The organism is Helicobacter sp. 16-1353, assembly GCF_003288815.1.
Classification (GTDB): domain Bacteria; phylum Campylobacterota; class Campylobacteria; order Campylobacterales; family Helicobacteraceae; genus NHYM01.
The window spans coordinates 77,275-92,008 of record NZ_NHYM01000003.1 but is presented as its reverse complement, the minus strand read 5'-3'; the positions used below and the strand labels follow the sequence as shown (position 1 = coordinate 92,008).

Genomic DNA, 14,734 nt, shown 5'->3' with positions numbered 1-14,734 from the left:
CAGAATCCCAAAAACTTACAATCTCCCCAAAACTCGCAGAATCTAGATTCTTAAAAATCCCGCAGAATCTTTGCGGATTTTTTAAGTTTAGATTCTTTCAAATTTAATGCAATATCTTATGGCATAAAATCTCAAATCTTTAGCCAAATAACTCCACCACCATTTCTAATTTTACTTTTGGCTATTTAAAATCTATTAGATTCTTAAAAAATCGTTGAATTTTTGGAATCTTGATTGTTAGAACATCTTAGAATCTTATTAGATGCTATAAATAACGACGCTGTAATTGAGCGTAAAACTAATGGATAATCAATACTAAAAGTTTTATTGGCTAATAAAATCTTTTCCCTTTGACTGAATCCGCCCTCTGCTCCTATTATAAAACTATCAAATAATGTTAAATTACTATTTTCACCATTAAAATCGAGGGCTATGGCATTTTTATAATTTTCTAATACCATATCCAAGTTTGGAAGAATTTCTATATCCATTAAATCCATTCTTCCGCATTGTTCGCAAGAATTAATTATAATTTTTATCAATCTATCCATATTTACTTTTTGATTTTTTTGACTAAAATCACTATAAAAAAATGTAATTTTTTGGACAAAAAGCTCATTTAACGATGGTAGTATTTTGCTAAACTCATTCATATCAACTATTGCTTGAATGATATGTGTTTTGGGGGATTTGTGCTTGATGATACTAGAATCTACATATTCTAATAATGTTTCTTTTTTGCCTTTATTGACTATTTTATAATAATAGATTCTAGAATCTACTAGATTTGCGAATCTTAATACATCGCCAATATTATGTTTTTCTCGCCTAACATTAAAAATATGATGCATTGCATTTTTATCTAAGATAATGCTTTTATCTCCGCAGTTTTTATGATAAATAAATTGCAATTTTTTTCCTTAGATAATAAATAAAATACAAATGAAATAAAGTATATATAATATCTTTGATATGCTTATGTATTTATTTTGGAAATGCTTATTTTTGCGTGTATAACGGAGTTTTTTAATCCTATAAATCTCTGTGGCAATAATCAATATATTTACTAAAATCATAACATAAACAATCATTGTCATATTAAATTTCATCATAGCTAAGACACTAATCCCGCTAAGTCCAGCCACTCCCAAAAAGCCAAAAAATAGCGGTGTTAAAAACCACATTATTTTGTGTATCTTGGAGAAATCTTTAAATATAAATAATGAAATTAGATTTATCAAAATGATAATAGCTAGAATCCAACCGATAAATTTGTGAAATAATATTGCGTGTTGCAATGCTAATGCTTCCAAATGATAGCCTTTAGAAATAAATAATTGGTATTGTAACTAAAATGCCCGATTTATTATTTTTGATTAACAAAATACTAATATATTTATGAAATAATCCTAATTAATATCTTAAATAATTTTAGATTCATAGGTGATTTTTCCTTTATATAAGAATTTTTATTATATTATTATTTTTTTTATTTAAAATCTTAATTAAGGTAATGAGTTGGTAGATAAACAAAATGAAGCTGTAGTTTTGCTTAATATGGGTGGTCCAAATAATCTTTTTGAGGTTGAGCTTTTTTTAAAAAATATGTTTAATGACCCGCTTATTTTAACGATTAAAAGCCCATTTATGCGTAAAATGGTCGCTAATATGATTGCAAATTCAAGATTAGAATCTGCAAAAAGTAATTATAAACATATTGGCTCAAAATCGCCCCTAGTTGAGCTTACATTTAAGCTAACAAAGCAATTACAAGCATTGGATTCTACTAGATTCTACACTTATGCTATGCGTTATACGCCTCCGTTTAGCGATTCTGTGGCGATGGAATTAAAAAATAAAAATATTAATAAAATTACACTTTTTTCTATGTATCCGCAATATTCAAATACGACGACTTTATCTTCTGTTAGGGATTTTCTACGCGCATTAAAAGAATTGGATTATAATCCAGAGATAAAAATTGTAGAAAACTACCCAACTGATAGCGGTTTTATAGAATCTTGCATTGAGAAAATCAAAGAAACAAATAAGAATTTCGGTGATTTTATATTGTTTTTATCCGCACATTCTATTCCAAAAAGAATGATTGATTTAGGCGACCCATATAAAAATGAGATAGAGCAAAGTGCAAAAGCCCTAAAAGAGGCACTAGAATTCCAAAATATCTATTTTAAAAAAATTATCATTACTTATCAATCCAAGATTGGTCCTGTTAAATGGCTTGAGCCATCTACTGCTGATATGATAAAAAAATACAAAGATAGTAATATTATGATTTATCCACTTGCATTTAGCATTGATAATTCCGAAACAGATTATGAGCTTGAGATAGAAAATCGACATCTAGCACAGAATCTTGGCATAAAAGAATATGTTGTTTGCAAATGTCCAAACTACTCCACCACATTTGCTAAGGCAATCATTAATCTAATAAATTCAACAAAAAAGGATATAAAAGATGCAAAAATTTAATATTTTAGCTCTAACATTATCATTATTTTTTATCGCTTGTAGTGATGATAAGATAGATTCTAGTCTTATTTCAAGCGGGGCAATTATGGACGAAGAAGCTAGGGAAATAGAGCAGAATCTAGATAAAGCAAGTTATGCGGAATTGGCAGATTTATTTTTGGATACAAAAGATGTAGCATTTGATAAAGATGTGTTGATTGTTTTTGGTAAAAATAATTGTAAGTATTGCGATATGCTTAAGGATACTATTAAAAATGATGCAAATTTAAAACAAATAATAAAAGACAATTTTAATCCATACTATATAAATACAAGCTATACAAAGACACATAATATTGATTTTGGTAGCAAAACATCGCATATAAAAACAAATGATTTTGCTAGTATTTTTGGTATAAACTCCACTCCAGCAATTATCTTTCTATCTAAAGATGGGAATGTTAAATATATGTATCCCGGATTTACCCCACAGCTTAAAGATTTAATTATAAATGTAACGCAAAAGGATTCTTCAATGGGTAATTATGTAGAAATTGACAAAAAAATACAGAATCTTAAGGGTTAATATGAAATTGCTAAAAACATTATTTGCGTCGCTATATGCGGCAGTTCCACTTATGATTATATATGCTATTTTGATTGGTGTTGCTACATTTATTGAGAATGATTATGGGACAAATACCGCAAAAGCATTGATTTATAATACTTGGTTTTTTAATATCCTACATTTGTGGATTTTAGTGTGTTTGGTCGGTGTTATTATTCGCTATAAATTACTTCAACAGAAAAAATATGCATCTTTTGTATTACATCTTTCTTTTATTGTGATAATAATTGGTGCGGGGGTTACACGATTTTTTGGCGAAGAGGGAATAATGCATATTAGAGAAGGGGAGAGTTCATCATCTTATACAAGCTTAGAAAACTCCTTAAATATACTTGTTGTTGATGGAGATAAAAAATATAATCTATATATTCCTACAAATATCAATTATGCCACTTCAAAAAAGCTTAATGAAAAAGTGATATTTGGAGATAAATATTTTGTAATAAAATCAAATAGTATCGATAAAATGAATGATATAAAAACAGATACTACCTCCATACTAAATGGTGTTATTTTGTATAATGATATGGAATATCCGCTAACATTAATTGGTGGTAGTAGCAATGCACAAGATAGTGTTGTGGATTTGAATGGTGCAAAAGTTATTTTAAATTGGGGTCCAAGAATGGTTCATCTACCTTTTAGTTTATACCTTAATGATTTTATTTTAGATAGATATCCGGGTTCGATGTCCCCATCTTCGTATGAAGCAAAGGTAACATTAATTGATGAAGAGAAAAATATTGAAATGCCATATGATATTTATATGAATCATACGCTTGATTATCGTGGATTTAGATTCTTCCAATCATCTTATGATGAAGATGAAAAAGGCACAATACTAAGTGTAAATAATGACCCCGGAAAACTACCTACTTATTTTGGATATTTTTTATTAATTGTAGGTTCTATTTGGGTTATATTTGCAAAATCAGGTCGTTTTAGAAAACTTGGGAGATTCCTAAAATCTCAAAGCATATATAGCTTTATACTCCTAGCTTTATTATTAGCGAATGCTCCTTTATATGCTACAGAGCAGATTCCAGAATCTAATACAGAATCCACTCTCAATGATATTCCCCAAGAAAATATACTCAAAACATTGCAATTATTAAGAGATAATAGCAAGGAACAAGCAAGATTATTTGGGGAATTACAAGTTCAAGATTATGGCGGAAGAATTAAGCCTGTCGATACATTAGCAGGGGAATTAGTGCATAAAATGACTAAGAAAGATAATTTTTTAGGATTATCAAATACACAAGTTATTTTAGGAATGATTTTATATGCTAATGAATGGCGAAGTATAAAAGTGATAAAAATCTCCACGCCACAATTGCGAGAAATTATCGGTGTTGATGTAAATGAAGATTACATTTCATTTAATGATTTATTCACTCAAGAGGGGGAATACAAGCTAACAAACTATGTAGAGGAAGCAAATAGAAAAAAACCAGCCGATAGAGGGACATTTGATAAGGATTTATTAAATGTCGATGAGAGGGTAAATATCGCTTATGGAATCTTTACAGCACAATTTTTGAAAATATTTCCAATTCCAAATAATGGTGAAATGTGGCTTTCTCCTATAGATATTATGACCTTTGGTAGCGATGCTATATCTATAAAAGTTCAAACTATGTTACAGAACTATTTTAGTGGTTTTGATGAAGGGCTTCTTGATAATAATTGGGAGCAAGCAACAAAAGCATTACAAGATATTAAAAACTATCAAAAAGAATACAGCAATCCAGATATTTATCTAAGTGAGGATAAGCTAAAAGCAGAGATATTTTTAAACCATACAAATTTATTTAAACAACTCATTTTGCCTTATATTTTTGTTGGGCTTATTATGTTTATCATTGTGTTTATTTGTATTTTTAAACATAATGCAAAACTTTTAAAAGTGCTTAAATTCCTATATTTTATATCCGCCTTTATTGTGCTTTTACATCTTATAGCGTTGATTCTAAGATGGTATGTTTCTGGACACGCACCTTGGAGTAATGCCTATGAATCTATGCTTTATATTGCATTTACATCTGGAATCGCTGGGGTGGTATTTTTTAGAAAATCATATTTAGCTATTTCAACATCAATGTTTTTAGCTGGAATCTCGCTTTTTGTTGCGAATCTTGGCTTTATGGACCCACAAATTGGCAATCTCGTGCCAGTTTTAAAATCATATTGGCTAAATATCCATGTGTCAGTTATTACGGCAAGTTATGGATTTTTAGGATTATGCTTTTTACTTGGAATAATTACATTGATATTAATAATCATTAGAAATAATAAAAATGAAAAAATAGATTCCACTATTAATTCCATTACAGCGATAAATGAGATGTCGATGATTCTTGGTTTAGTATTGCTTTGTGTTGGTAACTTTCTTGGTGGTATATGGGCAAATGAATCTTGGGGTAGATATTGGGGTTGGGACCCAAAAGAAACTTGGTCTTTAGTAACGATTGGAGTTTATGCTATCATTTTACACTTGAGATTTATATTTAAGAAAAATCTACAATATATATTTGCAAGTAGTAGTGTGGTAGGATTCTTCAGTGTTTTGATGACTTATTTTGGGGTGAATTATTATTTATCCGGACTTCATTCATATGCAGCTGGAGACCCACTTCCTATACCTACATTTTTATATGTTATGGTCGTAGGCGTAATCTTGCTTATAGTAGTAGCATTTTTTAAAAGGAATATGGAATATATAAAAATCTAAAAGGAGTTAAAAGTGAAAAAGTTTTTTATAGGGTTATTATTTTTAATAATTATTATTTTGGTTGTAGTTTTTGTGCTTTTATTTACTTCGTTTGGAAATAATATACTAAAACCACATATCCAAAGCCAGATTGATAAATATTCACCAATTCCAATTAGTTTAGATGTTTTTAACTTACGATGGGGGAGTTTTACATTAGAGTTAAATTCTCAAAGCAATATCAATATTACATCAAATGGAACATTTTCTTTAATTGGGCAAGATATTGATGCGATATTAAATATCAAAATTGCAAATCCTTCAAACATTAAAGAATTAGCAACTGCTGGAGTAAATCTACAAAATGATTTTTTAATAGAAAATGTAATTAGAGGTAAATTTACAAATATTGAGATAGATACTAAGAGTAATATCGCAAATGGGAATCTTAGGATAGTAACGACTATAGCGAACTTTAAACCTACGAAAATTATTGCAGATTTGGAAAAGCTACAAGTAGATGAACTACTTGCTGTTGTCGGTAAAAAGCCTTATGTAAGTGGAGAAATAAACGCAAATGCTAATATTGTGGGCGATGAGAATCTACAATTTACAGGACAGGCTTTGGCTAAAATTAGCAGTGGCACTGTATCTACCAATCTAGTAAAACAAGATTTTAATATAGCTGTGCCATCTACTACATTTACGGTAAATCTATTGGCAAATTTTGATGGAACAAATATTATACATAAATTGGAATTTCTATCAAATATAGGAAATATTAATTCTAATGGTAACACCATAATCAAAACATTAAAAACAAATTCGACTTATGATGTTGATATAGCGGATTTATCGCCATTTACTCCTTTTGTTGGTATGCCTTTACGAGGGTCATTTAGAACTGATGGTAAGATAATTGGAAATGCCAAGTGGATGAATGTAGAGGGGAAAAGCGATTTTGCCGCAAGTAATACAATGTATTCCGTATCATTTGAGCAATATACAAAACCTAAAGATGCATTAATCACAATCAAAAATCTAAGAATTGAAGATGTTTTATATATGCTTGTAAAGCCTATTTATTCTAAAGGATTGCTAAATGCAAATTTGGATTTTAAAGGAATCTCAAGTGCTATAAACGGCAATTATTCACATACACTAAATGGGAATATCCAAAAAAATGTCATTAAAAATGAATTTGATATAAATCTTAATAATAATTTATCTTATACGCATAAAGCAAATGCCACATTTAGTAATGGAAATGGTTTGATAAATGCGGATATTTTAACAGAATTAGCTAATTTGAATGTAAAAAATGCGGTGTTAAATATAAGCAATTTATCATTAAATGCACCATATACGCTTGATGTGCTTGATTTGAAAAAGCTTGCATTTATCACCCCAAAAGAATTAAAAGGAAGTATCCATGCAAATGGAGAGATTAAATGGACCCCAACATCTCTATATGCGGATTTAAAAAGCGATATTTTTGGCGGGAATCTTGATGCACATCTAAACAATAATATAGCTAGTATAATGATTAAAAATATGAATTCGACTGGAATCCTAGATATGCTCCAATATCCACAATTTTTTAAATCTAATATCAACGGCGATATACAATACGATACACAAACACAGCAAGGCAAAATGGAGATGATATTAAATCAAGGTTCATTTACAGAAAATAAACTAACAAATTTAATTCAAAATCTCTTAAAATTTGACACCACAAAAGAGGTTTATAATAATATTAAAATCGATGGAACTATCGATAAAAAATTAATTACAGCAGACTTAAATATGCTTAGCAATAATACAAGTGTTACATCAAAAGATGCAAAGATTGACATAGAAAACGATAATATTAATGCGAATCTTGTCCTAAAAGTGCAGAATTATGAGCTAGGAGCGATTGTAAGCGGTAAAATAGCCAATCCAAATATTAAGCTTGATACGAAAAAATTAGGTCAAGATATATTGAAAAATCTTAAATCTAATAAAAAAGTCCAAGAGCAGAAAGAAAAAATTGAAACAAAGATAGAGGAGCAAAAACAGCAATTACAAGATAAGGCAAAAGATGCTTTGCAAAAAGGTTTAGATAAGTTATTTAATAAATAATGAATCCAAATCATATTCCTGTTTTATGCGATGAGGTTTGTGGCTTTTTTGCAGATTCAAGCGGACTTATTGTAGATGCCACTCTTGGGCTTGGGGGGCATTCTCTAGCACTTTTGGAATCCAATCCTAAGATAAAAATCATAGGAATTGATAAGGATAGAGAAGCATTAAATCTAGCCAATGATAGATTATCACATTTTGGTGATAGGTTTAGTGCGATACATTCAAGTTTTGCTATCGGTATAAAAAAAATTATTAATGAAAATAAAGAAATATCTGGAATCCTAGCTGATATTGGCATATCATCGTATCAAATCGATAATCCCAATAGAGGATTTAGCTTTTATAGCGAGAATCTTGATATGAGAATGGATTTAGATTCTACGATTGATGCTAAGATGATTGTAAATTCCTACACAAAAGAGGAATTAAATAGAATCTTTATGGAATATGGCGAGATTAAGAATCCAAATAATATCACAAAATTAATCTTAGATTATCGTAGAAATCGCCCCATAAATACCGCAAAAGAGCTAAGCAATATAATAGAGCTAAATACTAGGGGTAAAACCAAGATTCACCCTGCCACTTTAATCTTTCAAGCTTTGCGCATAGAAGTAAATAATGAGCTAGAAGAGCTTGAGAGATTTTTAGATAATACGGAGAATCTTAAAAATACAAAAATTGCTATAATTTCATTTCATTCACTTGAAGATAGGATAGTAAAAGAGCGATTTAGGCTTTGGGCGAAAAATTGCATTTGCAATGAAAATGTTATGAAATGCGAGTGTGGAAATAATAATGCAAAAGGTGTAAATCTCACTAAAAAGCCAATTATTCCTAGTGCTAAAGAAATTGCATTAAATAATCGCTCAAGAAGTGCAAAAATGAGAGGTTTTAGATTTTATGAATGATATAAATGAAGTAAATGCAGATGAAAAACAAGCTCTTTTAGAGAATCTAGAAGAAGATGAGGGGATTGATTTAGGTGCTATTTTTGTGGCTTATGGCATATTTTTTTTAGTGATTCTTGTATTTATGCCAAAAATATATCTTGCAAATAATATCTATTATGCAAGTAGAGATATTAACTATCTTCAAGCCCAGAAAGAAGCGTTAAAAAATGAAAACTCAGAGCTACAACAACAACTAGAAAGCACTAAGTTTAATTTCTTAACACTTGATATTGAGGAGATTAAATAAGGCTTAAATGCTAGAATTGCAATCCAGCTTCTAATCCCCAATGTTTAAGATTCTTAATAGGTGCATTATATGTAAAAAATAATTGAGCAAATATATCTACAACATTGCCTATATTATATCCCACACCAGCATATACCTTTCCGCCCAATAAAAAATCCCATTTCAATTTTTGTTTGTCATTATTATCATTGAAAAACATCGCTTTAAAATTTAATCCATATCTAATTTTTAGATTCTCTAAACCACTGCTATCTTCACCCCAGAATCCAAATGGCAGATAGATATAATTAGTCGTAGTTTTATTTATAACACTTTGCACAACACTTTGATACCCAAGCCCCAAATAAGCACTTCCAGCTAACATTCCAAGCTTTGCCATATCTTCGTCCATTCTAGCACCAAAGCGATATTCGGCTTCCCAACCGCTATATTTCGCCTTAACATCATTCACTTTTGTATTTGAACCAAAAGTCATTCTACCCAAAACTTCGTGCGTAAAATTTTCAGTGTAGAAAATAGCACGCAAACCACCCTCTTGAATTGTCCCTTTTTGTGGTGTATTTAGCCAACCAAAACCATATAATGCCTCTAAATTAAAAGTTTTAGCAAATAGCATAGGAGATGAAATCATCATAACAATTAGTAATTTTTTTAGCATAACCTCTACCTTACAAATATTTAAGAATTTTCTATTTAAGGATTTTACCATAACTTATATAGCATAATCGCATAATTTAAAATACTATATTAGAAAAACAAAGCAAGATTTATTCCAAAAATTAGCTTAAGATTTAATAATAAGGTTAAAATATGCAGGATTTAAAATCATTATTAGATAAACATTATCATTTAAGAAATACTACATTTGAGCTAAGTTTAGAGAAGCCAGACCCACTTTTTGCGGTAAAGAAAAATATGCATATGAAAAATATCGATGAAATAGCTGTTATTTGTGCTCTTTTATCTTATGGCAATGCTAAACAGATTCTAAAAATATTACTTTCACTTGATTTTAGTTTATTGGATAATGAAAACGCCATTTTAAATGCGGAGTTTCCACTATATAGATTCCAAAATAGAGATGATATAAAAGCTATTTTTCTATGTATGAATAAAATTATCCAAAATGGCGGAATAAAGCGTATTTTTGTAGAATCTTATAGTAAGGAAAATAATGTAATAAGTGGAATAAATGCGATGATAGAATCCTTACGCTCTAATGTCGTTCTTACAAAAGGACTTGATTTTCTAATTGGACGCAAAAGTATAAAAGCCACTTCTTCTTCGCCACTAAAAAGATGGAATATGTTTTTAAGATGGTTTGTGAGAAATGATAATATTGATATTGGATTATGGAGTGATAAAGTCAGCACAAAAGATTTGATTCTACCGCTTGATACGCATACTTTTAGACTTTCAAAAAAATTAAATCTCCTAACTAGAAAAACCTATGATTTGCAATCGGCATTAGATATTACAGATTCGCTTAAGAGATTCTCCCCAAATGACCCTATTAAATATGATTTTGCACTTTATCGTTTGGGACAAGAAAAGATATTATAAAATATAAAAAGCGGAGATTCTACGATATATTTATTTGCTTAATTGCATTTTGTTTTCATTATCATTTAACCATATGAGAATCTTTGCAACAGCCAAATAGGAATCTACATCTATCTCATCATTAACATCAAGATTTATTAGGGAATCTACTAATTCCTTATTTTGAAAAATGGGAATATTATATTCCTTTGCCTTTTGGATTATTGCAAATGCAAATCTATCTTTTCCTGTGGCAGTTATCTTTGGTATGGGGGTTTGCTCACCATAAAGCAATGCTACGGCTTTTTTTGTATTATTTATACTAGGCATTTAGTAGCTCGCTAGGATAGAATCTATTACTTTCCACCTAGAATCCTTAGAATCTATATTCATCGTGCTTAATATATGGTATATGCTTCTATTTATTATATCTGTTTCGATATTTACTCGTCTTTGTGGCTTATATGTATGAAATAATGTTTCATAAAAAGTATGAGGAATAATAGTAAGTCTAAAATTATCATTTTTTATAGAATTTATAGTCAAACTTATGCCATCAATAGCGATACTCCCTTTTGGAACGATTAATGGGGCTTTGTTTATGTTAAATTTTATTATAAAATCAAATCCATTTTGGTTTTTTTGTATGCTTTCTATTACACCTATGCAATCAATATGCCCTTGCACTATATGCCCATCTAGCTTATCATTTAAGCTCAATGCTTCTTCTAAATGAACTTTTCCATTAAGATTTTCTAATGCTATTAAATCTCGCGTTTCTTTACTTAATAATGCATCAAATTCATTATTTGCAAATCTAGTAACTGTTAAACAAGCACCATTTACAGCGATACTAGCCCCAATTTTTGGTTTTAAATCGCTTTGAATGGTGATTAATTCATTGTTTATATTCTTTACAATGCCTATATTTCTAACTAATCCACTAAACATACTAATGCCTTAAAAGTTTTGCTATTATTTTACTAAAAAACTTAGGAGTTTGCATTGTATATTGATACGCATTGCCATTTGGATAGCAAGGAATATATTAATAATTTAGATAGTGTAATTACAAATGCCATTGATTTGGGCTTAGAAAGGATAGTAATTCCGGGGGCAAATATAAATGACCTACAATATGCTATTGATATAAGTGAAAAATATGATATTGTTTATTTTGCAAGTGGAATCCATCCAAGTGAAATAGAGAATCTAAATGAAGATTCTAAATCTATATTAAAAAATGCACTATCGCACTCTAAATGCGTAGCTATCGGCGAAATAGGGCTTGATTATCATTATTTGGATTCTAATCCTAGCATAGCAAATGATACAAAAGCAAAACAAAAGATTGCATTTAGATACCAAATTGAATTAGCATTAGAAAATAGTAAACCAATAATTATCCACACAAGAGATTCAAACGATGATGTAAAAGCTATTTTAAGTGATTATGCAAATGAACTTAATGCCGTTATTTTTCATTGTTTTGGTGGTGATATGAATCTATTTGGATTTTTAAAATGCCCGTGTTACTATGGAATTGGCGGTATTGTGAGTTTTAAAAATGCACATTCTTTAAGAGAAAGTTTAAAAGAGATTCCACTAGAATCGTTACTTCTTGAAACAGATGCACCATATCTTTCTCCTACGCCACATCGTGGTAAAACTAACACTCCAGAGTATATTCCACTAATCGCTTCTCACCTTGCAAATACATTGCAAATGGATATAAATAAACTCGCAGCAATAACAACAATGAATGCAAAATCTGTATTTAGATTCTAGATTTATCCTTACAAAACCAGCCTAAAATAGCATAGTTTAAACATAGCAAAATAAACTTTAAGAAAAAGTAAGTATAATTTTTAGTTTTATCAATTATAAATACAGGGGTTTTGGTGAAAGTTAAACTAAACTTATCTAAATTATTATTTTATAAGTTAGCATTTATCGGTTTATTAGTTTCAAGTAGTAATGCAAATTTTTATGAAAATCAATATATAACAAAAGGTCAAAATATATTAGCAGCGTTTGATATTGATAGGTCATTTCAAATGGATTTAGATTTATTTGAAATGCACCATAGAAAAACAAAAGGCGAAAAGTGGGAATCTTTCTTGGAAAGTTTTGATAAAGGCTACACTTACATTCCCATATTAAAACAAATGCTAAATGATGCGGGAGTTCCACAGGAATTTTTATATCTAGCTATGGCAGAATCCGAATTCTCTCCTCGTGCTTATTCTCCTAAAAAGGCTTCTGGAATCTGGCAGATTATGCCAAAAACAGGGAGGCAACTAGGGCTAAGAATTGATGAATTTATTGATGAACGAAGAGACCCTATAAAATCAACAGAAGCTGCAATTAAATATCTTAAATCATTATATAACGCAACAGGCAAATGGTATCTTGCTGCAATGGCGTATAATTGTGGCATTGGTAGATTACAAAAAGCCATAAAAGAGGCAGGTAGCGATGATATTTATGTGTTAATGGACGAGCAGAAAAAATACATTCCTTCTGAAACTAGAAATTATATAAGAATGATTATATCAATGGGTATAGCCTTTAATGATATAAATACACTCAAAACTGAAGAAAAAGAGTATTTTTTAAATCGTGGAGCGGCACTTACTCTAGCTTCTATTAAGCTTCCAGCTGGAACGAGTTTAGAATCTATCTCAAAAGGTGCGGGGATGGATTTAAAAGAATTGCAACAATATAATAGGCAGTTTAAATATAATTTTCTCCCACCAATCAAAGGCGAATATGATGTTTATTTGCCATATGATTATCTTTTAGATTTTAAGCAGAATTTTAAACCTAAAAAAATTGATTTAGAAAATTATTTTATTGTTTATAGGGTAAAAAAGGGCGATAGCTTATATAGTATTTCACGAAAATATGGTATTAGTATTGCTACATTAAAAAATGCAAATAATCTAAATAAAACATTATTATCCATAAATCAAAAGCTTATCGTTCCACTTATGCAAAGTAAGTATAAAATTGCAAATAATGCGTTTAGGGGGAAATAATTGAAAATTATCTTTTTATCATTTGCGATATTATTATTTATTACAGGTTGTGCTAGCACTAGCACTTATCGTGGCGGAATCGGCTCATATCAGGATTATGATGGATTCCAAGATTATCTCAATCGCTATACGCCAACAGATTCTAATAATAGCGAATATTATTATGATGATAATACCTATAGCACAAATAGTGGAAATACATCTAGCGGAGGCTCATCTAGTAGCCAATCAAATCTACAAAAAACCATAACTCCACCACCAGAAAATATAAAATTAGGTGCTGCTAGAGATGGAGAAGCAGTTCAAAGAGCCACTATGAAGCCTTATCAAATAAATGGTAAGTGGTATTATCCACAACAAGTTAGTATTGGTGAAACATATGATGGCATTGCTAGTTGGTATGGACCTGATTTCCATAATAAAAAAACCTCAAATGGCGAAACCTATGATATGCATCTCCACACCGCCGCCCATAAAACACTACCTATGAATACACTTGTAAAGGTTGTTAGTAAGGATACAAATAAAAGCACTATTGTTCGTATAAATGATAGAGGTCCATTTGTAGAAGGTAGGATAATAGATTTGTCCGCTGCTGCTGCAAAAGATATTGATATGGTGAAAAGTGGCACAGCAAGAGTAAATATCGAAGTTATTGGATTTGGTGGCGTTGTGTCAAATGAAATTGCTAGTTCATCTACATTAGTAAAAGATATGGTTAATTCTAATGAATTTAAAAATGAATTCAAAACAGGTAATGTCGAGAAAACCTTTGATGGTGGAAATTTTGCTATCCAAATCGGGGCATTTAGGAAAAAAGCTGGTGCGGAGATTTATAGAGATTCGCATAAATATAATAATTATTCCACCATTATAAAAGATGGCGATTTGAATAATGAGCCTATTTATCGCGTATTTGTAACAGGATTTAAAAGCGAAGCAGAGGCTAGAGATTTTCTTAAGGATAATAAGATTGATGGATTTTTTATCCGCGATTAAATTAAGGGG

At 30.0% G+C, this 14,734-nt stretch carries 15 protein-coding genes; 10 read left to right on the top strand and 5 right to left on the bottom strand.

Annotation, left to right across the window (positions count from 1 at the left end; genetic code table 11):
* Positions 1-203 precede the first annotated feature (203 nt).
* On the bottom strand, positions 204-911 hold the full coding sequence (locus CCY99_RS02695; RefSeq protein WP_112059876.1) for an RsmE family RNA methyltransferase: 708 nt from the start codon (positions 909-911) through the stop codon (positions 204-206).
* Between the two features lie 9 nt (positions 912-920).
* Positions 921-1,313: a hypothetical protein gene (locus CCY99_RS02690; RefSeq protein WP_112059875.1), complete on the bottom strand. Its 393-nt coding sequence runs from the start codon at positions 1,311-1,313 to the stop codon at positions 921-923.
* Between the two features lie 205 nt (positions 1,314-1,518).
* Between CCY99_RS02690 and hemH the strand changes: the two genes are divergently transcribed.
* Genes hemH through CCY99_RS02660 form a run of 6 tightly spaced genes read left to right on the top strand, consistent with a single transcriptional unit; the run spans position 1,519 to position 9,143 of the window.
* A complete protein-coding gene (hemH, locus tag CCY99_RS02685) occupies positions 1,519-2,493 on the top strand; it encodes a ferrochelatase (protein WP_258443148.1) in 975 nt (324 codons plus the stop codon).
* Positions 2,480-3,058: a thioredoxin fold domain-containing protein gene (locus tag CCY99_RS02680; protein ID WP_112059874.1), complete on the top strand. Its 579-nt coding sequence runs from the start codon at positions 2,480-2,482 to the stop codon at positions 3,056-3,058. Before hemH ends, CCY99_RS02680 begins: the two co-directional genes overlap by 14 nt.
* Position 3,059: 1 nt before the next feature.
* Complete coding sequence (ccsA, locus tag CCY99_RS02675; protein ID WP_112059873.1) at positions 3,060-5,834, top strand: cytochrome c biogenesis protein CcsA; 2,775 nt, start codon at positions 3,060-3,062, stop codon at positions 5,832-5,834.
* Positions 5,835-5,846: 12 nt separating this feature from the next.
* A complete protein-coding gene (locus tag CCY99_RS02670) occupies positions 5,847-7,940 on the top strand; it encodes a hypothetical protein (RefSeq protein WP_112059872.1) in 2,094 nt (697 codons plus the stop codon).
* Positions 7,940-8,854 carry a 16S rRNA (cytosine(1402)-N(4))-methyltransferase RsmH gene (rsmH, locus tag CCY99_RS02665; protein WP_112059871.1) on the top strand — a complete coding sequence of 305 codons (915 nt, stop codon included), beginning with the start codon at positions 7,940-7,942 and terminating at the stop codon, positions 8,852-8,854. Before CCY99_RS02670 ends, rsmH begins: the two co-directional genes overlap by 1 nt.
* A complete protein-coding gene (locus tag CCY99_RS02660) occupies positions 8,847-9,143 on the top strand; it encodes a hypothetical protein (protein ID WP_112059870.1) in 297 nt (98 codons plus the stop codon). The genes rsmH and CCY99_RS02660 overlap by 8 nt, the downstream gene beginning before the upstream one ends.
* Before the next feature lie 10 nt (positions 9,144-9,153).
* Here the strand turns inward: CCY99_RS02660 and CCY99_RS02655 are convergent, their stop codons facing one another.
* Positions 9,154-9,801, bottom strand: coding sequence for a hypothetical protein (locus tag CCY99_RS02655; protein WP_112059869.1), 648 nt, complete (start codon positions 9,799-9,801; stop codon positions 9,154-9,156).
* A 152-nt stretch (positions 9,802-9,953) separates the two neighbouring features.
* Between CCY99_RS02655 and CCY99_RS02650 the strand changes: the two genes are divergently transcribed.
* On the top strand, positions 9,954-10,706 hold the full coding sequence (locus CCY99_RS02650) for a TIGR02757 family protein (protein ID WP_112059868.1): 753 nt from the start codon (positions 9,954-9,956) through the stop codon (positions 10,704-10,706).
* A gap of 30 nt (positions 10,707-10,736) precedes the next feature.
* Here CCY99_RS02650 and CCY99_RS02645 read toward each other — a convergent pair whose 3' ends face one another.
* On the bottom strand, positions 10,737-11,015 hold the full coding sequence (locus tag CCY99_RS02645) for an EscU/YscU/HrcU family type III secretion system export apparatus switch protein (protein ID WP_112059867.1): 279 nt from the start codon (positions 11,013-11,015) through the stop codon (positions 10,737-10,739).
* Positions 11,016-11,636: a riboflavin synthase gene (gene ribE, locus CCY99_RS02640; protein ID WP_112059866.1), complete on the bottom strand. Its 621-nt coding sequence runs from the start codon at positions 11,634-11,636 to the stop codon at positions 11,016-11,018.
* A 54-nt stretch (positions 11,637-11,690) separates the two neighbouring features.
* Here ribE and CCY99_RS02635 point away from each other — a divergent pair, with 54 nt between their 5' ends.
* From CCY99_RS02635 to CCY99_RS09990, 3 genes are all read left to right on the top strand, one after another.
* The gene (locus tag CCY99_RS02635; RefSeq protein ID WP_112059865.1) at positions 11,691-12,473 is read left to right on the top strand and encodes a TatD family hydrolase; all 783 of its coding nucleotides are present in this window, start codon (positions 11,691-11,693) and stop codon (positions 12,471-12,473) included.
* Positions 12,474-12,586: 113 nt separating this feature from the next.
* Positions 12,587-13,726 carry a lytic transglycosylase domain-containing protein gene (locus CCY99_RS02630; RefSeq protein ID WP_258443139.1) on the top strand — a complete coding sequence of 380 codons (1,140 nt, stop codon included), beginning with the start codon at positions 12,587-12,589 and terminating at the stop codon, positions 13,724-13,726.
* Complete coding sequence (locus CCY99_RS09990; RefSeq protein ID WP_276567372.1) at positions 13,727-14,725, top strand: septal ring lytic transglycosylase RlpA family protein; 999 nt, start codon at positions 13,727-13,729, stop codon at positions 14,723-14,725.
* The last annotated feature ends 9 nt before the right edge of the window (positions 14,726-14,734 follow it).

Coding starts and splice junctions, on each gene's coding strand:
- CCY99_RS02655 (WP_112059869.1), bottom strand. CDS start 9,801: ATGCTAAAAAAATTACTAATTGTTATGATGATTTCATCTCCTATGCTA.
- ribE (WP_112059866.1), bottom strand. CDS start 11,636: ATGTTTAGTGGATTAGTTAGAAATATAGGCATTGTAAAGAATATAAAC.
- CCY99_RS02645 (WP_112059867.1), bottom strand. CDS start 11,015: ATGCCTAGTATAAATAATACAAAAAAAGCCGTAGCATTGCTTTATGGT.
- ccsA (WP_112059873.1), top strand. CDS start 3,060: ATGAAATTGCTAAAAACATTATTTGCGTCGCTATATGCGGCAGTTCCA.
- rsmH (WP_112059871.1), top strand. CDS start 7,940: ATGAATCCAAATCATATTCCTGTTTTATGCGATGAGGTTTGTGGCTTT.
- CCY99_RS02680 (WP_112059874.1), top strand. CDS start 2,480: ATGCAAAAATTTAATATTTTAGCTCTAACATTATCATTATTTTTTATC.
- CCY99_RS02660 (WP_112059870.1), top strand. CDS start 8,847: ATGAATGATATAAATGAAGTAAATGCAGATGAAAAACAAGCTCTTTTA.
- CCY99_RS02650 (WP_112059868.1), top strand. CDS start 9,954: ATGCAGGATTTAAAATCATTATTAGATAAACATTATCATTTAAGAAAT.